19 protein-coding genes are annotated in these 17059 nt (G+C 59.6%); 9 read left to right on the forward strand and 10 right to left on the reverse strand.

Features of this window, described 5'->3' with window-relative positions; all coding sequences use genetic code 11:
• Positions 1 to 21: 21 nt before the first annotated feature.
• Complete coding sequence (locus AB7M29_RS26180; protein WP_454248334.1) at positions 22 to 978, reverse strand: putative 2-dehydropantoate 2-reductase; 957 nt, start codon at positions 976 to 978, stop codon at positions 22 to 24.
• Positions 975 to 1361: a thioredoxin family protein gene (locus tag AB7M29_RS26185; protein ID WP_123501229.1), complete on the reverse strand. Its 387-nt coding sequence runs from the start codon at positions 1359 to 1361 to the stop codon at positions 975 to 977. The genes AB7M29_RS26180 and AB7M29_RS26185 overlap by 4 nt, the downstream gene beginning before the upstream one ends.
• Between AB7M29_RS26185 and AB7M29_RS26190 the strand changes: the two genes are divergently transcribed.
• On the forward strand, positions 1360 to 1788 hold the full coding sequence (locus AB7M29_RS26190) for a PilZ domain-containing protein (RefSeq protein ID WP_454248335.1): 429 nt from the start codon (positions 1360 to 1362) through the stop codon (positions 1786 to 1788). The genes AB7M29_RS26185 and AB7M29_RS26190 overlap by 2 nt on opposite strands.
• 132 nt (positions 1789 to 1920) lie before the next feature.
• Positions 1921 to 2997, forward strand: a complete 1077-nt coding sequence (locus tag AB7M29_RS26195) for a 3-deoxy-7-phosphoheptulonate synthase (protein ID WP_038982203.1) — start codon at positions 1921 to 1923, stop codon at positions 2995 to 2997.
• A 69-nt stretch (positions 2998 to 3066) separates the two neighbouring features.
• Here AB7M29_RS26195 and AB7M29_RS26200 read toward each other — a convergent pair whose 3' ends face one another.
• A complete protein-coding gene (locus AB7M29_RS26200) occupies positions 3067 to 3348 on the reverse strand; it encodes a GNAT family N-acetyltransferase (RefSeq protein ID WP_007899932.1) in 282 nt (93 codons plus the stop codon).
• A 631-nt stretch (positions 3349 to 3979) separates the two neighbouring features.
• On the opposite strand from AB7M29_RS26200, the gene oprI reads away from it, so the two are divergent.
• A complete protein-coding gene (oprI, locus tag AB7M29_RS26205; RefSeq protein ID WP_003172710.1) occupies positions 3980 to 4231 on the forward strand; it encodes an outer membrane lipoprotei OprI in 252 nt (83 codons plus the stop codon).
• Between the two features lie 123 nt (positions 4232 to 4354).
• Here oprI and AB7M29_RS26210 read toward each other — a convergent pair whose 3' ends face one another.
• From AB7M29_RS26210 to AB7M29_RS26220, 3 genes are all read right to left on the reverse strand, one after another.
• Entirely contained in the window at positions 4355 to 5326 is a 972-nt protein-coding gene (locus AB7M29_RS26210; protein ID WP_052964037.1) for a L,D-transpeptidase family protein, read from the reverse strand.
• Positions 5327 to 5474: 148 nt separating this feature from the next.
• Positions 5475 to 5768, reverse strand: a complete 294-nt coding sequence (locus tag AB7M29_RS26215; protein WP_007899882.1) for a hypothetical protein — start codon at positions 5766 to 5768, stop codon at positions 5475 to 5477.
• A gap of 56 nt (positions 5769 to 5824) precedes the next feature.
• A complete protein-coding gene (locus AB7M29_RS26220) occupies positions 5825 to 6430 on the reverse strand; it encodes an arylesterase (RefSeq protein ID WP_217858823.1) in 606 nt (201 codons plus the stop codon).
• Positions 6431 to 6440: 10 nt separating this feature from the next.
• Between AB7M29_RS26220 and AB7M29_RS26225 the strand changes: the two genes are divergently transcribed.
• The 3 genes from AB7M29_RS26225 to greB are packed head-to-tail and all read left to right on the forward strand — an operon-like array spanning position 6441 to position 10171.
• Entirely contained in the window at positions 6441 to 7124 is a 684-nt protein-coding gene (locus AB7M29_RS26225; RefSeq protein WP_007899869.1) for an ABC transporter ATP-binding protein, read from the forward strand.
• Complete coding sequence (locus tag AB7M29_RS26230) at positions 7124 to 9628, forward strand: ABC transporter permease (RefSeq protein ID WP_454248336.1); 2505 nt, start codon at positions 7124 to 7126, stop codon at positions 9626 to 9628. The genes AB7M29_RS26225 and AB7M29_RS26230 overlap by 1 nt, the downstream gene beginning before the upstream one ends.
• Before the next feature lie 45 nt (positions 9629 to 9673).
• Entirely contained in the window at positions 9674 to 10171 is a 498-nt protein-coding gene (gene greB, locus AB7M29_RS26235) for a transcription elongation factor GreB (protein ID WP_038982199.1), read from the forward strand.
• Between the two features lie 33 nt (positions 10172 to 10204).
• On the opposite strand, the gene AB7M29_RS26240 is transcribed toward greB, so the two are convergent.
• From AB7M29_RS26240 to AB7M29_RS26250, 3 genes are all read right to left on the reverse strand, one after another.
• Complete coding sequence (locus AB7M29_RS26240) at positions 10205 to 10513, reverse strand: hypothetical protein (protein WP_052964043.1); 309 nt, start codon at positions 10511 to 10513, stop codon at positions 10205 to 10207.
• A gap of 248 nt (positions 10514 to 10761) precedes the next feature.
• Positions 10762 to 11196: a DoxX family protein gene (locus AB7M29_RS26245; protein WP_217858825.1), complete on the reverse strand. Its 435-nt coding sequence runs from the start codon at positions 11194 to 11196 to the stop codon at positions 10762 to 10764.
• Positions 11197 to 11299: 103 nt separating this feature from the next.
• Positions 11300 to 12721 carry an MltF family protein gene (locus AB7M29_RS26250; RefSeq protein WP_217858832.1) on the reverse strand — a complete coding sequence of 474 codons (1422 nt, stop codon included), beginning with the start codon at positions 12719 to 12721 and terminating at the stop codon, positions 11300 to 11302.
• Positions 12722 to 12958: 237 nt separating this feature from the next.
• On the opposite strand from AB7M29_RS26250, the gene AB7M29_RS26255 reads away from it, so the two are divergent.
• The 3 genes from AB7M29_RS26255 (at position 12959) to AB7M29_RS26265 (ending at position 16052) form a co-directional block, all read left to right on the forward strand.
• Positions 12959 to 13768 (forward strand): TatD family hydrolase, encoded by an 810-nt coding sequence (locus AB7M29_RS26255; RefSeq protein WP_454248337.1) that lies wholly within the window; start codon positions 12959 to 12961, stop codon positions 13766 to 13768.
• 204 nt (positions 13769 to 13972) lie between these two features.
• Positions 13973 to 15454 (forward strand): methyl-accepting chemotaxis protein, encoded by a 1482-nt coding sequence (locus AB7M29_RS26260; protein WP_454248338.1) that lies wholly within the window; start codon positions 13973 to 13975, stop codon positions 15452 to 15454.
• Between the two features lie 229 nt (positions 15455 to 15683).
• Positions 15684 to 16052, forward strand: a complete 369-nt coding sequence (locus tag AB7M29_RS26265; protein WP_217858828.1) for an Mpo1-like protein — start codon at positions 15684 to 15686, stop codon at positions 16050 to 16052.
• Here AB7M29_RS26265 and AB7M29_RS26270 read toward each other — a convergent pair whose 3' ends face one another.
• Positions 16053 to 16850: an acyl-CoA thioesterase gene (locus AB7M29_RS26270; RefSeq protein ID WP_052964055.1), complete on the reverse strand. Its 798-nt coding sequence runs from the start codon at positions 16848 to 16850 to the stop codon at positions 16053 to 16055. It abuts the gene before it with no gap.
• Between the last annotated feature and the right edge of the window lie 209 nt (positions 16851 to 17059).

Here is a 17059-nt window from a genome sequence, read left to right on the forward strand (position 1 = left end):
TTCCCTCTCCTTTTGACCGACTCAGTGATTACGTCGATCGATAAAACTCAAGCTGTGATACAAGGCTTCGATTCGCGGCAATTCACATCCCGCCGCCTTCGCCGCTGCCAGTGGCCGAGTGTAGATCGCGTCCAGTTCCAGCGGTCGCTTGTGCAGGAAGTCGTGGTACATGCTCGGCCAATAGTCGGGCATTTTCTCGGTCATCATGAACAGATAATCGGCGTAACCCGGCGGCATGTCGTGACCACAGGCCTTGGCTCCCTGAACCACTTCGGCCATCAAGGCCTGAATCAGCGCGCGGCTGTCGGCATCCGCCATTAACGGCGTGGTGCTGGCTCCGAGCAGAACCGACAGGCCGTTATAGGGAATATTCCAGACCAATTTCTGCCAGCGCGCCTGATGCAGGTTCGGCATGGCTTGGGCGTCGATGCCGGCGGCGCGAAACAGCCCGGCGCCCTCCTCGACGATGTTCATGCGCGCCTGTTCCTCGGCAGCGGGGCCGCTGTGGTAGCCGACATTCACCGCCCCGAGCGCCTGATGGGTAACGACCCCTGGGCCGGCGCGATGGACGCAGATCAGACAGAGCCCGCCGAGCAGGTGCAGCGAATCGGGGAGCAACTCGCGCAGACTGTCTTCGACGTCCAGGCCATTTTGCAACAACAGCACTTTGGCATCAGGCGCCGCGGCTTGAATAATGGCCGGTGCCAAATCCGCGTTGCTGGTGGTCTTGGCGCCCACCAGTAGCCAGTCACACGGCGGCATGTCGGCAGCCGACGAATAAGCCTGGACCGGGTTCAGAACCAGCGGGCCCAACGACGCATGATCAAGATGCAAGCCGCGCTCAGCCACCGCTGAAAACTCACTGCGCAACAAAAAGTGCACATCGAAGCCAGCACGCGCCAGCATCAGCCCGTAGAAACCACCGATCGCGCCGGTTCCGATAATGCCGATTGTCGGCTTGGCCACTGTATCTGTCATGGCAACTCCTCTGCTTGTCGACTCAGCGCCTGACCCACGGCCTCGTTGAGCGCCGTTCGGGTCAGACGTGATTGTAGGGCCCCAAAAAACTCACCGTCGCGCACAACAAACAGCGCCGGTAAATGAAAGACCCGATAACGCTCGACCACGCCACCATTGTTCCCGGCATCGATCCAGCACAGTCGATCGACCGCCAGATCGAACGTGGGCAATTGCTCACGGGCAAAACGGCAACTGGCGCAGCCGACGCTGGTAAAGATCACCAGGGAAATACCGTTCATCGCCAACAGCCGCTGGTCGGCGTCGAAATCAGTCAGTTCCGATTCGACCACTATACTGGGAGAAACGATGTCAGATGGCCGACACAGGGAGTCCGTGTTCATGGGACGTTATCTTCCTCATCCTGACGATGTACCCGTCGAATTGACGTTGCTCAAACATGAGTGCATTTCGCGGCAAGAGCTGCACACTATCAGCCTCGGCGGCATGGCTTGCAATTACCACCGCGGATGGCGAAGGGGCACCGCACTTCAAGTGCGCATGCCCACCCTGAGCACCACGATCTGTTACCTGGGCTATGTTGCCTGGTGTCTGCGACGAAAACGCAGCTATCTGGTGGGCATCGCCTTCGTCGATGAACAGACCCTGTTCAGTGCGCGAATGGGCGAGCAGGTTTGCCAGATCGAACGTTACTGCCGTCAGCACGAACCCCACAGCGAACAGCTGAGCAACCAGACCCTGGCCCTCGAATGGGTCCAGCTGCACGCCAACGAGTTCTCCCACGACACGGTTCGCAAGGCATTTGCGTAGCAAAACCGGTGTCTGCCCATTGTCGAGCCACGGTGTAACGCGCTAAGGTTCAGCTCCCCGACGCGCTTAATTTGCTGTGCTCCGCCGCGCGGGTTCGCTGGCGGCCGGCACCCGTGACCTGACGAGTAAACGATGGCTGATTTACCGATCAACGACCTTAACGTCGCCTCCAACGAGACCCTGATCACTCCCGATCAGCTCAAGCGTGATATCCCTCTGAGCGACGCTGCCCTGCGCACCGTCACCAAAGGCCGCGAAGTCATTCGCAACATTCTTGATGGCACCGACCACCGCCTGTTCGTCGTGATCGGGCCGTGCTCGATCCATGACATCAAGGCTGCCCACGAATACGCCGAGCGCCTGAAAGTGCTCGCGGCCGAAGTGTCCGATACCCTGTATCTGGTCATGCGCGTGTATTTCGAGAAGCCACGCACCACCGTCGGCTGGAAAGGCTTGATCAACGATCCGTACCTGGACGACTCGTTCAAGATTCAGGATGGTTTGCACATCGGTCGTCAGTTGCTGCTGGACTTGGCCGAGATGGGCCTGCCGACTGCGACCGAAGCCCTCGACCCGATCTCCCCGCAATACTTGCAGGATCTGATCAGCTGGTCGGCGATCGGCGCACGCACCACCGAATCCCAGACTCACCGTGAAATGGCTTCCGGCCTGTCCTCGGCTGTCGGCTTCAAGAATGGCACCGATGGCGGCCTGACGGTGGCCATCAACGCCTTGCAATCGGTTTCCAGCCCGCACCGTTTCCTGGGTATCAACCAGGAAGGTGGCGTGTCGATCGTCACCACCAAGGGCAACGCCTACGGTCACGTGGTGTTGCGCGGCGGTAACGGCAAACCGAACTACGATTCGGTCAGCGTCGCGCTCTGCGAGCAAGCGCTGAACAAAGCGAAGATCAAGCCGAACATCATGGTCGATTGCAGCCACGCCAACTCCAACAAGGACCCGGCCCTGCAACCGCTGGTGATGGAGAACGTCGCCAACCAGATCCTCGAAGGCAACCAGTCGATCATCGGCCTGATGGTCGAAAGTCATCTGAACTGGGGCTGCCAGGCGATCCCGAAAGACCTCGCCGACCTGCAATACGGCGTGTCGATCACCGATGCCTGCATCGACTGGACCGCCACCGAAAACACCTTGCGCAGCATGCACGCCAAGCTCAAGGACGTGCTGCCTAAACGCAATCGCAGCTGATCGCCGTTTCGTTTCACGCATAAAAAACGCCAGGCTTAAACCTGGCGTTTTTTTATGCGCTCGCTTTATTCACAGCTTGGCTGCATGCCGCGCGTGACGCTCCATGTAGCGCTCCACATAGGAACACGATGGAATGACTGTGTAGCCCATTTCCTCGGCGTATTGCAGTGCCTGCTCGGTCAACGCCGCCGCGATGCCGCGACCACGCAGCGCGTTGGGCACGAAGGTACGATAAATATCCAGGGTCTGTTTTCCCAGATCCATATAGGTCAGGTAGGCACGATAACCGTCCACAGTGGTCTCGAACTGATGACCAGCCTGGTCATGGTGGATGGACAACGCCTCGCTCATCACTACTCCTCGCGGGTCTTTAATTCTGACCCCTACCTTACCGATGTTTTTCCGGCGAAGGAACATCTACGCCACCCCGTGCCTGAATGGACACCGAGAGAGCAACACCAATCTCGCGAAACCGAGCACGTATCAAATAGTAGGCACCATTGGCAGAAATGCTCAAGGGACGCTCGTCATGCTGGCAGGCGGGTGTTGCCTGGGGTAATGCAGGGGCGGCTCGAACGGGATACTCCCGAGTTCAGGCCTGAACATTGCCGGATATTGAGACATAAGACGAGCGCCCTCTGTTTAAGTCACCTCAACATGGATAAAGATATGAGAGCCGCTGCACAAAATCCGAACAAAAGTGTGGACGATTCCATCTAGACAGACTTTAGTCGAGACTGAAAAACAGCTGCCGACACCGGGAACTTTTCCTCGGCGGCTCGCTCAGCTCGGGCCTCGCAGCTGGATATTTTTTATACAATGCAGTTAAAAGTTGCTCGAAAAAGAATCAACGCCTACAATTTTTTTTGCTTCTTGCTCTACGTCAGTTTACTTACTACAAGTAATGGGTAGTATGTACGCCGGCTATTTCCTCACTCTGAGGAGACAGCTACTTAATAGAAAGTCCTTGAAGGGGAACACGATGAACAACGTTCTGAAATTCTCTGCTCTGGCTCTGGCCGCAGTTCTGGCTACCGGTTGCAGCAGCGTATCGAAAGAAACCGAAGCACGTCTGACTGCTACTGAAGACGCAGCAGCTCGCTCCCAGGCTCGTGCAGACGAAGCTTACCGTAAAGCTGATGAAGCTCTGGCTGCTGCTCAAAAAGCACAACAGACTGCTGACGAAGCTAACGAGCGTGCTCTGCGCATGCTGGAAAAAGCTAGCCGCAAGTAATAGTCCTTCGGGATTGTTATCAAGCCGACCCATTTTTTGGGTCGGCTTTTTTATTGCCCGCTGTTTCTGCAGGCCATAAAAAACCCGCCGATGCGGCCTGCATCGGCGGGTTGCTTTAACGGGTTATTGCTGCAGGTCGATCGGTGCACTCGTTACCATCGACGCCGATGCATTCGGCACGGCGATTTCCACCGGCAGACCATCTTCAGCGGCAACCACATCACGCACTACATCCCAGTTCATGCGCAAGTTGTTGGTGATGTCCTCACGCTTGAGCATCGCATTGATCACTGCGGTGTGCTTGTCGACCACCGAAGGGTTGCCCATATCGTCCAGCGGCGTGTGCGCTTCCAGATAAACCTTGCCGCCACTGAGGCCGAACTTGTACGGGTCGTTGATGATCCGTACCGACGTCCCGACCGGCACCATGCTGGCCATTTCCAGCACGTTGTTGTTGAACATGCGGAAGCAACCGTGGCTGGTGCGCATGCCGATACCGAACTTCTTGTTCGAACCGTGGATCAGGTAGCCCGGAGTGCCCAGCGTGAACTTGAACGGCCCCAGCGGGTTGTCCGGGCCGGCCGGCACCACATTCGGCAGTGGATCGCCATCGGCGGCGTGCTCGGCCTTGATCGACGCTGGAGGCGTCCAGGTCGGGTTCGGCGTCTTGGCGACGATGCTGGTATGGGCAATCGGCGAGCCCCAGCCTTCACGGCCGATACCCAGCGGGAAGGTGTACACCACGTTCCGGCCTTTCGGGAAATAGTAAAGACGGTATTCAGCCAGGTTGATGACGATGCCTTCACGGGGCCCCGGCGGCAGGATGAAGCGCGTCGGCAGCACCACTTCGGTACCGGCGCCCGGCAACCATGGATCAACGCCTGGGTTGGCCGCGACCATTTCCGAATAGCCCAGATCGTAGGTGGTGCCAAGGTCGGCGAAGGTATCTTCGTACTTGGCCTTGATCACTTGCACCTGACCGATGATGTCTTCACCAGGGGGTGGCAGGGGTAGCTCCAATGCTGCTACCGGACCCGCGACACAGAGGGCGGCAAGAGACAGGCAGCGGGTGACGGCGGGAAAGCGCGGCAACATCCGGAAAATCCTTCGCATGATCGACAAGGGTATAAAAACGGGATTGTACACCGCCGCCCGTTATTTCGGGGAGACGTAAAGACCTGTGGTTGGGGGGATCGGCGGTGAGGGGCTTGCCTGTGGGGAGGGAGCCCCTCACCACAGGGATCTAAAGCTCGAACCGCAACTCAGGCCAGATCGGCGAGGTGCCGCGTTTTTGCGATTCCAGAATGGCCCGGCACAGCGAGCACAGGCGCTGGTCCTGGAACACGGTGCGGTCAACGCTCGACCAGCGCGGTTGCGCCGGCAACAGGCTGCCGCACAAGGTTCGGTCCGCCGAGCCGCCCAACTCCAGTTGACGGGTCACCAGATGCACCCGCACTTCCTGGCAGGCGAACAGATCCAGCTGTTCGTCAGGCTCGATCAGTTGGTAGGCAAAAAGGGACCAGGCAGGACGCGGCATCGGGGGCTCCAAATCGGGGGCGCCACCTTAGCCGAAACACCGCCGCTAGAAAAGCGTCAAAGCAGCGGTTTCAGTGTCGGCCAGACATTTTCCAGCAACTTGTCCTGAGCGGCCGCAGCCGGGTGCAGTCCGTCGCCTTGCATCAGGTCCGGATGACCGCCCACACCGTCGAGAAAAAACGGCACCAGCGGGATTTTTTTCTCGCTGGCTACCTTGGTGTAAGCCTCGGCAAAGGCCTGGGTGTAACGCACACCGTAGTTGGGTGGCAGTTGCATACCCAGTAGCAATACCTTGGCACCACTGGCGCGGGAGCTGTCGATCATCGACGCAAGATTTTGTTGCAATTGTGTTGGCAGCATTCCGCGCAACCCATCGTTGCCCCCCAACTCGAGGATAACCAGTGCAGGCTTATGCTCTGCAAGCAGCGCCGGCAGGCGCGCCCGGCCTCCGGCACTGGTGTCGCCGCTGATGGATGCATTGACCACTTTATCGTCGAAACCTTCGCGCTTGAGCCGTTGCTCGAGCAATGACACCCACCCCAAGCGGGTATCCAGGCCGAAACCGGCGCTGATACTATCGCCAACGATCAGGACTGTACCCGCCGCTGCGTTCTGGGCCATGCACATCAAGGCCAGGCCAGCACTCAAAAACCACACTCGCATCGGATTCTCCATGGGCGCAAGCATTCTCACCGCGAAGAACCTCAGCAAAGTGGTTCCGAGCGCGGAAGGTGAACTGACTATCCTGCACGAACTCAGCCTGGAACTGAACAAGGGCGATAGCCTGGCCATCGTCGGCGCTTCCGGTTCTGGCAAATCCACCCTCCTGGGCCTGCTCGCCGGCCTCGACCTACCGAGCAGCGGCGAAGTCACCCTCGCCGGGCAAGGCCTGAGCAATCTCGATGAAGATCAGCGCGCGCGCATCCGCGCCGAGCACGTGGGGTTTGTTTTTCAATCATTTCAGCTGCTCGACAGCCTCAACGCTTTGGAAAACGTCATGTTGCCGCTTGAGCTTGATGGCCGCAAAGACGCCCGCGAGCGGGCTACCGAACTGCTGCAACGAGTCGGTCTGGGCCAGCGCCTGACCCATTCGCCGCGTCAGCTTTCCGGTGGCGAGCAGCAGCGCGTGGCGATTGCCCGGGCGTTCGCCGCCGAGCCCGACGTGCTGTTCGCCGACGAACCCACAGGCAACCTCGACAGCCATACCGGCGAGCGCATCAGCGATCTGCTGTTCGAACTCAACCAGGAAAGCGGCACGACCCTGGTGCTGGTGACCCACGATGAACGCCTGGCACATCGCTGCCGGCGCCTGATCCGCCTTGAAGCCGGCCTGCTGGTCGCCCCTCTGGAGCCTTGATGGCACGCTTGCCGCTGTTGCGCCTGTTCAGTCTCGCCATCCGCCAACTGTTGCGCGATGCCCGCGCCGGTGAGTTGCGCGTGTTGTTCTTCGCCTTGCTGGTGGCCGTAGCAGCGAGTACCGCCATCGGTTACTTCGGTGCCCGCCTGAACGGCGCCATGATGCTGCGCGCCACCGAATTTCTCGGTGCCGATCTGGTGCTCGAAGGGAGCTCGCCGGCGCGGCCCGAGCAGGTCAGAAGCGGCACGGAGCTGGGCCTTGAGCACGCTCAGGTGGTGGAGTTTTCCAGCGTCATCGCTACCGACAACGGCATTCAGCTGTCCAGTATCAAAGCCGCCGATGACGTCTACCCGTTGCGCGGTGAACTGAAAAGCGCCCCAGCGCCCTTCGCGCCGGAAGAACCCGGTGGCGGTCCGAAACCCGGCGAAGCCTGGGTCGAAGCGCGACTGCTGACCGCACTGGACTTGAAGATCGGCGACAGCATCGATGTCGGCATGAAAACCCTGACGCTGGCGCGGGTGCTGACCTACGAACCGGATCGCGCCGGCAATTTCTACAGCTTGACACCGCGGGTGCTGATCAACCTTGGCGACCTTGAAGCGACCGGTGTGGTGCAACCCGGCAGCCGGGTCAGTTACCGCGAACTCTGGCGCGGCAAAGCCGAGGCGCTGGAAACCTATCGTCAACTGATCAAACCCGGGCTGGCGGCCAACCAACGCATACAGGATGCCCGGGACGGCAATCGACAGATTGGCGGCGCCTTGGGCAAGGCTGAACGTTATTTGAACATGGCCAGTCTGGTGGCGGTTCTGTTGTCCGGTGTGGCGGTGGCGTTGTCGGCGACACGCTTCGCCACTCGCCGATTCGATGCCAGTGCATTGCTGCGCTGCCTGGGTCTGTCCCGTCGCGAAACCATGGTGCTGTTCAGTCTGCAACTGACCGTACTCGGACTGCTCGCCAGCATCAGCGGCGCCCTGCTCGGCTGGCTGGCACAGCTCGGGCTGTTTGCGCTGCTGCGTGATTTACTGCCGACCGATGTTCCACCCGGGGGTCTGTTCCCGGCCTTCGCCGGGATCGGCACCGGGCTGGTCGCGCTGGCCGGTTTCGCCCTGCCGCCATTGGCAGCTTTGGGTCGAGTGCCACCGCTGCGCGTGTTGCGTCGCGACATGCTGCCGATTCCATCCGGCACCTGGATGGTCTATGGCGCGGCATTGGGCGCCCTCGGCCTGATCATGTGGCGCTTGAGCCTGGACCTGTTGCTGACCTTCGCCCTGCTCGGCGGCGGTGTGATTGCGGCACTGGTGCTTGGCGGTTTGCTGTTGCTGCTATTGAAGAGCCTGCGCCAGATGCTGGCGCGCGCTTCATTGCCATGGCGCCTCGGGTTGGGCCAACTGCTGCGCCATCCACTGGCGGCGGCGGGTCAAGCCCTGGCCTTCGGTTTGATTCTGCTGTCCATGGCATTGATCGCTTTGCTGCGTGGCGAACTGCTCGACACCTGGCAAAACCAGTTGCCGAAAAATGCCCCGAATTATTTCGCCCTGAACATTCTACCGGCGGACAAGCAAGCGTTTACCGATCGACTGATGGAGTTGTCGGCACAATCGGCGCCGCTGTACCCGGTGGTGCCGGGACGGCTGATCAGCGTTAATGGCGAACCGGTGCAGGACATCGTCAGCAAGGATTCGGCCGGTGATCGAGCCATTCAACGCGACCTGAGCCTGACCTGGGCGGCCGACCTGCCGGTGGGCAACAAGCTCACCGCCGGCAACTGGTGGGATCAGCAACCAGCGGATGAAATACCCGGAGTATCGGTGGAAGGTAAAGTCGCCGAAAGCCTCAAGCTCAAGCTCGGCGATCACATGGTGTTCACTGTTGGCGGGGTCAATCGGGAGGCAAAAGTCACCAGCCTGCGGGAAGTCAACTGGGACAACTTCCAGCCGAATTTTTTCATGATCTTCCAGCCCGGCACCTTGAAGGACTTGCCGGCCACCTACCTGACCAGTTTCTATCTGGTTGCCGGTCACGATCAGCAGATCGTCGACCTGTCCCGCAGCTTTCCGGCAGTGACCATTCTGCAAGTCGAAGCCTTGCTCGCGCAGCTGCGCAGCATCCTCGGCCAGGTCACCCTGGCGGTGGAATACGTACTGTTGTTTGTATTGGCGGCGGGGATGGCGGTGTTGTTCTCCGGATTGCAGGCAACGCTGGATGAACGCATTCGCCAAGGTGCATTGCTGCGAGCGCTGGGTGCCGAGCGACAGTTGCTGGTCAGGGCCCGGCGGATCGAGTTCGGCCTGCTCGGCGCGGTCAGCGGGTTGTTGGCGGCACTGGGTTCGGAACTGGTGAGTCTGGTGCTCTACCGTTATGCCTTCGACCTGCCTTGGCACCCGCATCCATGGCTGTTGGTATTGCCACTGATCGGTGCAGTACTGATCGGCGGCGCCGGTGTGTTCGGCACGCGCCGCGCCTTGAACGCCAGCCCCCTGACAGTTCTGCGCGAGGGTTGATAAACTCAAGCGCTCTGATCACGCATTCAACCACAAGAAGTCGCCATGAGCCGTTATCGCCCTCCCCGCACCGCTGGCACCGCGCTGATCACCCCCGAAGGTGAAGCGCGGATGCGGGCCGAGTTTCATGAACTCTGGCATGTGCGCCGACCGCAAGTGACGCAATCGGTCAGCGAGGCGGCGGCACAGGGCGATCGCTCGGAAAACGCCGAGTACACCTACGGCAAAAAGATGCTGCGCGAGATCGACAGTCGCGTGCGCTTTCTCACCAAACGCCTGGAAGCGCTCAAGGTTGTCAGTGAGAAACCCAGCGATCCCAACAAGGTTTACTTTGGCGCGTGGGTCACGATTGAAGATGAAGACGGCAAGGAGTCGCGCTATCGCATCGTCGGGCCGGATGAGCTGGATCTGAAACTAGGCCTGATCAGTATCGACTCACCGTTGGCGCGCGCTTTGATCGGCAAGGCGCTGGACGCCGAAGTACGGGTCCAGACACCGACCGGTGAACAATGCGTGTATATCGTGGCGATCGAGTATTTTTGAGCCGCGGCGCTCTGAGCCGCAGCGCTCTGAATCTCAGCGACGGGTAATCAGCCCTTGGCGAGCCACGCGAGTCAGCTGCCTGATCACTTCCGGCGCATCCTCGGCGTTGGGTGCCAGAATCACCGCCAGATCGAAACTGTCGTTGGCAAACCGAGCCAGTGACTCGCCGTCGTCGACAAACTGAATCAGGAAGGCAGCAGGCCCACCGGTACGACGTGGCCAGCCATCGAGGTAACGCAAAAGCGTCGGCTGATGTTTACCGCCAAGCAGGATTTTTGGATTGCGCTGGGTGAGATGTGCCGTGATCGGCGCGGGACGTATAACGGGGCTTAATGCATTCATTGTGTCGTGTCTCTGCCTCAAAAGTCTGCATGGCAGGTGAGAGGCAACACCGAACCAGCGCTTTAGCGGTATTTCGAAGCCTGTTTCAAGCTTCTATCGGCAACTGAATGAGTCACCTGGCGCCCCGCAAGTAGCTGTTTAAATCGGCGCATGGGCAGCATCCTAGAGAAGCTGACCGGACAGTGTCAAGAATCACGCGCAACAAAAAAGGCCTGCACAATGCAGGCCTTTTTGTTGAGCGAGAGCGGTCAGTCGGTGATGGCGCGGTCGACCGACAGCTTGCCTGCACCTTCGATCAGCACCGCGAGGCTGCCACCAAGCAAAGCCAGGGCGAACTCATAACCGTTGTTAGCCATGAACAGACCGTTGCTGATGTGCACCGTGAAAATAGCCACCAGCGCGAGGAAGGTCAGCCCCAGCGCTGCCGGGCGTGCCAGCAGGCCGATGATCAGCGCCAGACCGCCGAAGAACTCGGTACCACCCGCCAGGATCGCCATCAGGTGACCGGGTGCCAGTCCGATGCTTTCCATGTACTGCGCGGTGCCGGCAATGCCGTAGCCGCCGAATGCGCCGAAGAGTTTCTGCGAGCCATGGGCCGCGAAGATAATGCCGACGAAAATACGCAGAATCGTCAGACCGTAGCCCGCGCGGGTGGACAGTACCTTGTTGATCAGTGTGCTCATGCTGTGTCATCCATTGTGAGTGTGTGTTGGTTGGCCGCTATATTAATCAGTAAAACTCATGTTAAAAGCGCAAAAAACGCACCATAACAATCAGCTTAGTCGATCATTTCCGTGAGGCCACTTTTTGCCCCTGAGGCTCCAACGACTCCCGCTCCCGATCGAACGCCAAGTAATACTTGTTCACGCTATTAACATAGCTGACAGCTCCCATTCCCACCTGCTCCATGGCGATGCGCTCGACCTGGAAAAACCACTGATTGGGATTCAAGCCGCGCCGCCGGGCCTCGGCGCGCATGCCTTGAACCCGCTCCGGTCCCATGTTGTAGGCCGCCAGCACGAACGCCATGCGCTCGCGCTCGTTGAGTTTGGGGCTGGCAAAAAACTTGCGGCGGATCATCGCCAGGTACTTGGCGCCGGCCTGCACATTGGCGTCGAGGTTTTGAATATTACTGACGCCAACCCGTTGGGCGGCGGACGGGGTGATTTGCATCAGGCCAGTGGGGCCGCTACCGCTTCTGGCGTTGGGTTGCAGCGCCGACTCCTTGAAGGCCAGCGCTGCCAGGTTCAACCAGTCCATGCCTTGGGCTTCAGCGTGTTTTTGCAGCACCGGTCGAAGTTTTTCCAGGCGCTGCCGATCAGCCTTGGCCAACGGATAGTGCACTTGATACAGGCGCCGATAGATCCGCAGGAACGCCGCATCCTGGTCCGACGGTTTCTTGTAGGTAGGCAGAAAGCGATCGATGCTCGCGCGCAGCATCGAGGCATCACGACGCACGAACCAGTATTCCTCGCCTGGCTCGCTGATAAGGACCTGTCGATCGAAGCGCAATTTGGGCAGGATCTTGCCCCAGCGTTCGGCAATCGGTTGCTCGACAATCGTCAGATGAAAAATCCCACCCTGGACCATTTCCAGCACGTCCTCGACCGCCAGGCTTGGATCGACCCACTCGATTTTCACTGGAGGCAGTTTGTGCAGCGCAAGTTTCTGATTGATCTGACTGACCGCATCTCCGGCGGCACTGCCGGTGGGCAGCGCGAGGGTTTTGCCCGAGAGTTGTTCGAGCCGGGTATAACGTCGTTCGCCTTTGATCCCCACCAGCAGCAACGGCACATTGCTGGTGATCGGTTGACTGGTGCTGACGGCGAGGCCCGGTTGCGGATCGAGTAATTCCCCCGGCGCGACCAGATCACCCTCCCCGCGCTGCAACGCGCCGAGCAGTTGATCCTTGGCTTTGGGAATGATCTTGAGGGTGATTTCCTGGCCGTCACGGGCATGGCCGTTGAGGTATTGTTCGAAAGCGCGCAGGCGGTGGTATTCAACGCCGATGGCTTGGCCCTGGACTTCGCCGGAGCTGTTGCGGCTCTGGTTGACCAACACCCGCAACACACGACTGCTGCGAATCTCCGCCAGGTCGCGGACCTTGGCCGCCGGCACGGCTTGCAACGGCCCGGCCAAGCGTGCAACCGCCGGCATGGGCAGCAGCAACGAGCAACACAGCAGTAACAAAACCGAGGGACGAATCATCCACTCTCCGGAAAGAATACTGGTCGACCTCATGGTTGATTTCATGACGTCGAGCGACAGGAACAGAGCGCTTGAAGCGCTGATAAAGTGCGTGAGAGTGGCACAGTGATGGCAAATCTACCAACCCTGACCTCGCGCGCGGCCTCAACAGACAGCTTTAACTGGTTGTAGTTCTTGGTTTTTCTTATAAATCTACAGCTCTGATATGCTTTCCGGCCTTTGGTCCGAGGTAGCACCATGCAACTCATCGATATCGGCGTCAACCTGACCAACCCCAGTTTCGCCGACAAACACCAGGCTGTACTCGACCGTGCCTACGCTGCCGGGGTCTGCCAACTGGTGCTCACCGGAACCAGCGTCGAGGGCAGCGAACAGGCTCTGGAGCTGTGCCAGCAATTGGACGAAAGCGCTCAGCGGCTGTTCGCTACGGCCGGTATTCACCCGCACTCGGCCAGCGACTGGAACGCCGACAGCGCTCAGCGCCTGCGCAGTTTGCTCAAGGAGCCGAACGTGATGGCCGTGGGCGAATGCGGCCTCGATTTCAATCGTGATTTCTCGCCCCGCCCGCAACAGGAAAAAGTCTTAGAGGAACATCTGGCGATGGCGGTCGAGCTGCAATTGCCGGTGTTCCTGCATGAGCGCGATTCCAGCCAACGATTGCTGGAGATCCTGCGTGATTACCGCGACCAGTTGCCGGCTGCCGTGGTGCACTGCTTCACCGGTGAAAAAAAGGCGCTGTTCAGCTACCTCGATCTGGATTTGCACATCGGCATCACTGGCTGGATCTGCGATGAACGCCGGGGCACGCACCTGCATCCGTTGGTCAAAGAGATTAAACGCGGACGCCTGATGCTGGAGAGCGATGCGCCGTATTTGTTGCCGCGCAGTCTGCGTCCCAAGCCGAAGAACGGTCGCAACGAGCCGGCGTATCTGACAGAAGTGTTGCGTGAGGTGGCGTTGCATCGTGGGGAGACGGTGGAAGATTTGGCTGCTCACAGCACAGCCTGTGCGCGAGCATTTTTCGGTCTGCCCTCAATCCCCCAATAACCAAAAATCCCCTGTGGGAGCGGGCTTGCTCGCGAAAGCGGTCTGTCAGTCACATTAATGTTGGATGTGCCGCCGTCTTCGCGAGCAAGCCCGCTCCCACATTGGGACTGCGGGATGTTGACCCATATCAAGAGTCGAAGCCTTGAGTAGCGGCACAATGCTGGCACCTTGCCAAAACTGTTTCCGCTATCAGAGAAGACCTCCATGGGTGCCTGGCTTAGCAACATCTCGCTGAAATACAAATTCTGGGCGGTCAACGCCGTCGCCTTCGTCACCACCCTGTTGCTGGTGCTGTACGCCGTGCAGCTCGAACAACAGGCCCGCAGCCACGCCGCCCAGGCTTCGGCTCAGGCCCAGGCGCGATTGATCAATGCCTGGCCTGCCGGGCAGCCGCTGCCCAAGGTCGATCACCTGCTGACCTTCAATCGTGGGCAGGCGCCGTTACTGAATGGGCAACCGCTGCTGGAGCTGACCGATACCAACGGTTGGGTCGAGATCAACGCTATGCCGCTGTTCGGTGAAAACCCGTTGATGGGCACCGAGGTGTTCACTCGCCCTGACGGCCAACAAGCCGCGGTGATTGCCTATGGCCCGAGCCTGAGCCAAGTGTTCGGCGAACGCTTCACCCACTATGCGGTAGCGGTGTTCATTCTGATGCTGGCGATGCTCGGCGCGTCGCAACTGTTGATCCGCTTCCTGCTCAGCCAACTCAACACCTTGAAAGACGTGATGCTCCATGTTGAGAAAACCGGCGACCTGTCGGCCCGTGTGCCACTGGCTTGTAAGGATGAAGTCGGGCAGATGGCCAACGCCTTCAACGCCATGCAGGCCGGTTACCAGCGGGTGGTCAACACTGTCGCCAACACCGCCCGGCAACTGGATGTCGGTGCCGCGCGGCTGGCGTCGAGCATGAACGAGGTGCGTCACGGCATGCTCGGTCAGCAAAGCGAAACCGATCAGGCCGCCACAGCGATCAACGAAATGACTGCCACGGTCCATCACATCGCCCAACACGCCGGCGCCACCCGCGACCTCTCGCAAACAGCCGACACCCTGGCCGGCAGTGGCCAGGAAGTGGTGACTCGGGTGCAGAAGTCGATTGGCGGGTTGTCCACCGGCGTGCAGCAAACGGCCGAGATGATTCAGCGTCTGGCCGAGGACAGCCAGAAGATCAACGGCGTGGTCAGCGTGATCCACAGCATCGCCGAACAGACCAACCTGCTGGCCCTTAACGCCGCCATCGAAGCGGCCCGGGCCGGTGAAATGGGCCGCGGGTTTGCGGTGGTCGCCGATGAGGTGCGTAATCTGGCCAAACGCGTCCAGGCGTCCACCGACGAGATCACCACCATGGTTTCAGCGCTGCAGGCCGGCACTCGGGACGCCGTGGACTTCATGCAGGAGAGTTCGTTCAAGGCGGACGACTGCATGCAACAAGCTCAGGAAGCCAGCGTGGCCCTGGCCGAAATCACCGGAGCGGTGGCGCAGATGCGTGAAAGCAATACGCAAATCGCGGTCGCAGCCGAGCAGCAGAGCCATGTGGCGGAAGAAATGAATCGGGCGGTGGTGAGCATTCGCGACGTGACCGAAAATACCGTGCAGCAGACCGTGAACTCGGCGATTACCAGCAATGAGCTGGCGATGTTGGCGGGGGAATTGAGCAAGGCCATCGGGCAACTCAAGCTTTGAGGGCCTCTTCGCGAGCAAGCCCGCTCCCACAGTAGATTTTTGGTGCACACAAAATCCGTGTTCACACCGATCAAATGTGGGAGCGGGCTTGCTCGCGAAAGCGTCAGCCCGGCCAACATCAATATTGCCCATGACCCCTATCACTTCGATAGCCAGCCTTGATTCGCCGACGGCCCGCGCCAAGCCTATTCTTTATTCAAGCGCCTCAACGAATCAAAGGATATGCATCATGGGCAAACGTCATCCCAACCTTCCCGCCTGGCAATGGCGAGCGTACCCGCATAATCACCAGCACCCGACCAATCTGGTGTTGCACCTGATTGCCGTGCCGCTGTTCATCGTGGCGTTTTTACTGATGGTCTCGGGGGTGTTCAGCCTGGATCTGGCGAGCATCGCGATCGGCATTATCGGCCTGATCGCCGCCCTGGGTCTGCAGCGTCACGGTCACCGCCTGGAGGCGCAAGCCTCCGAGCCGTTCAGTGATCGCAAAGATGCGGTATCACGCCTGATGGTCGAGCAGTTCCTGACCTTCCCACGGTTTTTCTTCAGTGGCGGCTGGTGGCGCGCTTGGCGTGAACGCCACCGTCGTCGTCACTGATCAGGCGAAAATCGTGACTGTCTGCCGGCTCATGGCGATCAACTGGCCGTCTTCGCTCCATAGTTTTGCGGCGGCGTGCCCGTAGCCGTCAGCGGCATACTCGATTTCAACCAGGTACTTGCACCAGTCCAGCGTGCTCAACGCCAGCAACGGCTGGACGAATTCGATGGTCCAGGTCAGCGTGCTACCTGCCGCCGGTTTTTTCAGATGCGACAACAAGGACGGCGGCCAAGCGTCGACCAGCGCCAGAATATGCGCCTCGTTGACCACCTCGTCTTTCCCTTCTCCACGCAAGCGCACCCACCCCCCCATATCGCGGGAGGTATTGCCGGTGAACGGCAGGCCACCAATGCTCCAGCGCATTGCCAAATGACGCATGAATTCCGGGGTCACCCCTTTGATATAGGGCATTTCCTGGCAGTCGTCCCAGTGTTTCATCTCGGGCGCAGCGTTGGCCGTGACCGCCACTTCGGAAGGTCGCGAGGCGCCGAAACTGCCCTGGACCAACGTCACCACTTGCCCCTTCTGCATTGCCCGGCCCAGTACCTGGCTGACGGCTTTGCCTTCGCGCAGCACATCGACTTCAAAGCTGACCGGCACATCGGGCTCGACCGGGCCGACAAAGGTGATTGCCAGCGAACGCACTGGACGATCCGCCGGGACTTTTGCGCGCATGGCTTCGTATTGCAAGGCGGCTATCAGACCACCAAAACTCGCCCGCCCCTGGCCCCATTCGGCCGGAATGGACAGCTCTTGCGGCTGGCTGCGAACAGCGTCGAGCAGATCGGAAAAGTGCATGGAAACCTCAGAGGCAGGAAAATGGATGGAACGATCTTAACCAGCCCGCAAAGCCGACACAGCGCTTATTCCGGCCAAAATCACTGACAGATGAGCCGTGCCTACATGAACACACAAACTAATGTGGGAGCGGGCTTGCTCGCGAAAGCGGTCTGACATTCAACATTTTCGTTGAATGTCATGCCCTCTTCGCGAGCAAGCCCGCTCCC

This window comes from Pseudomonas sp. F-14 TE3623 (assembly GCF_053629015.1).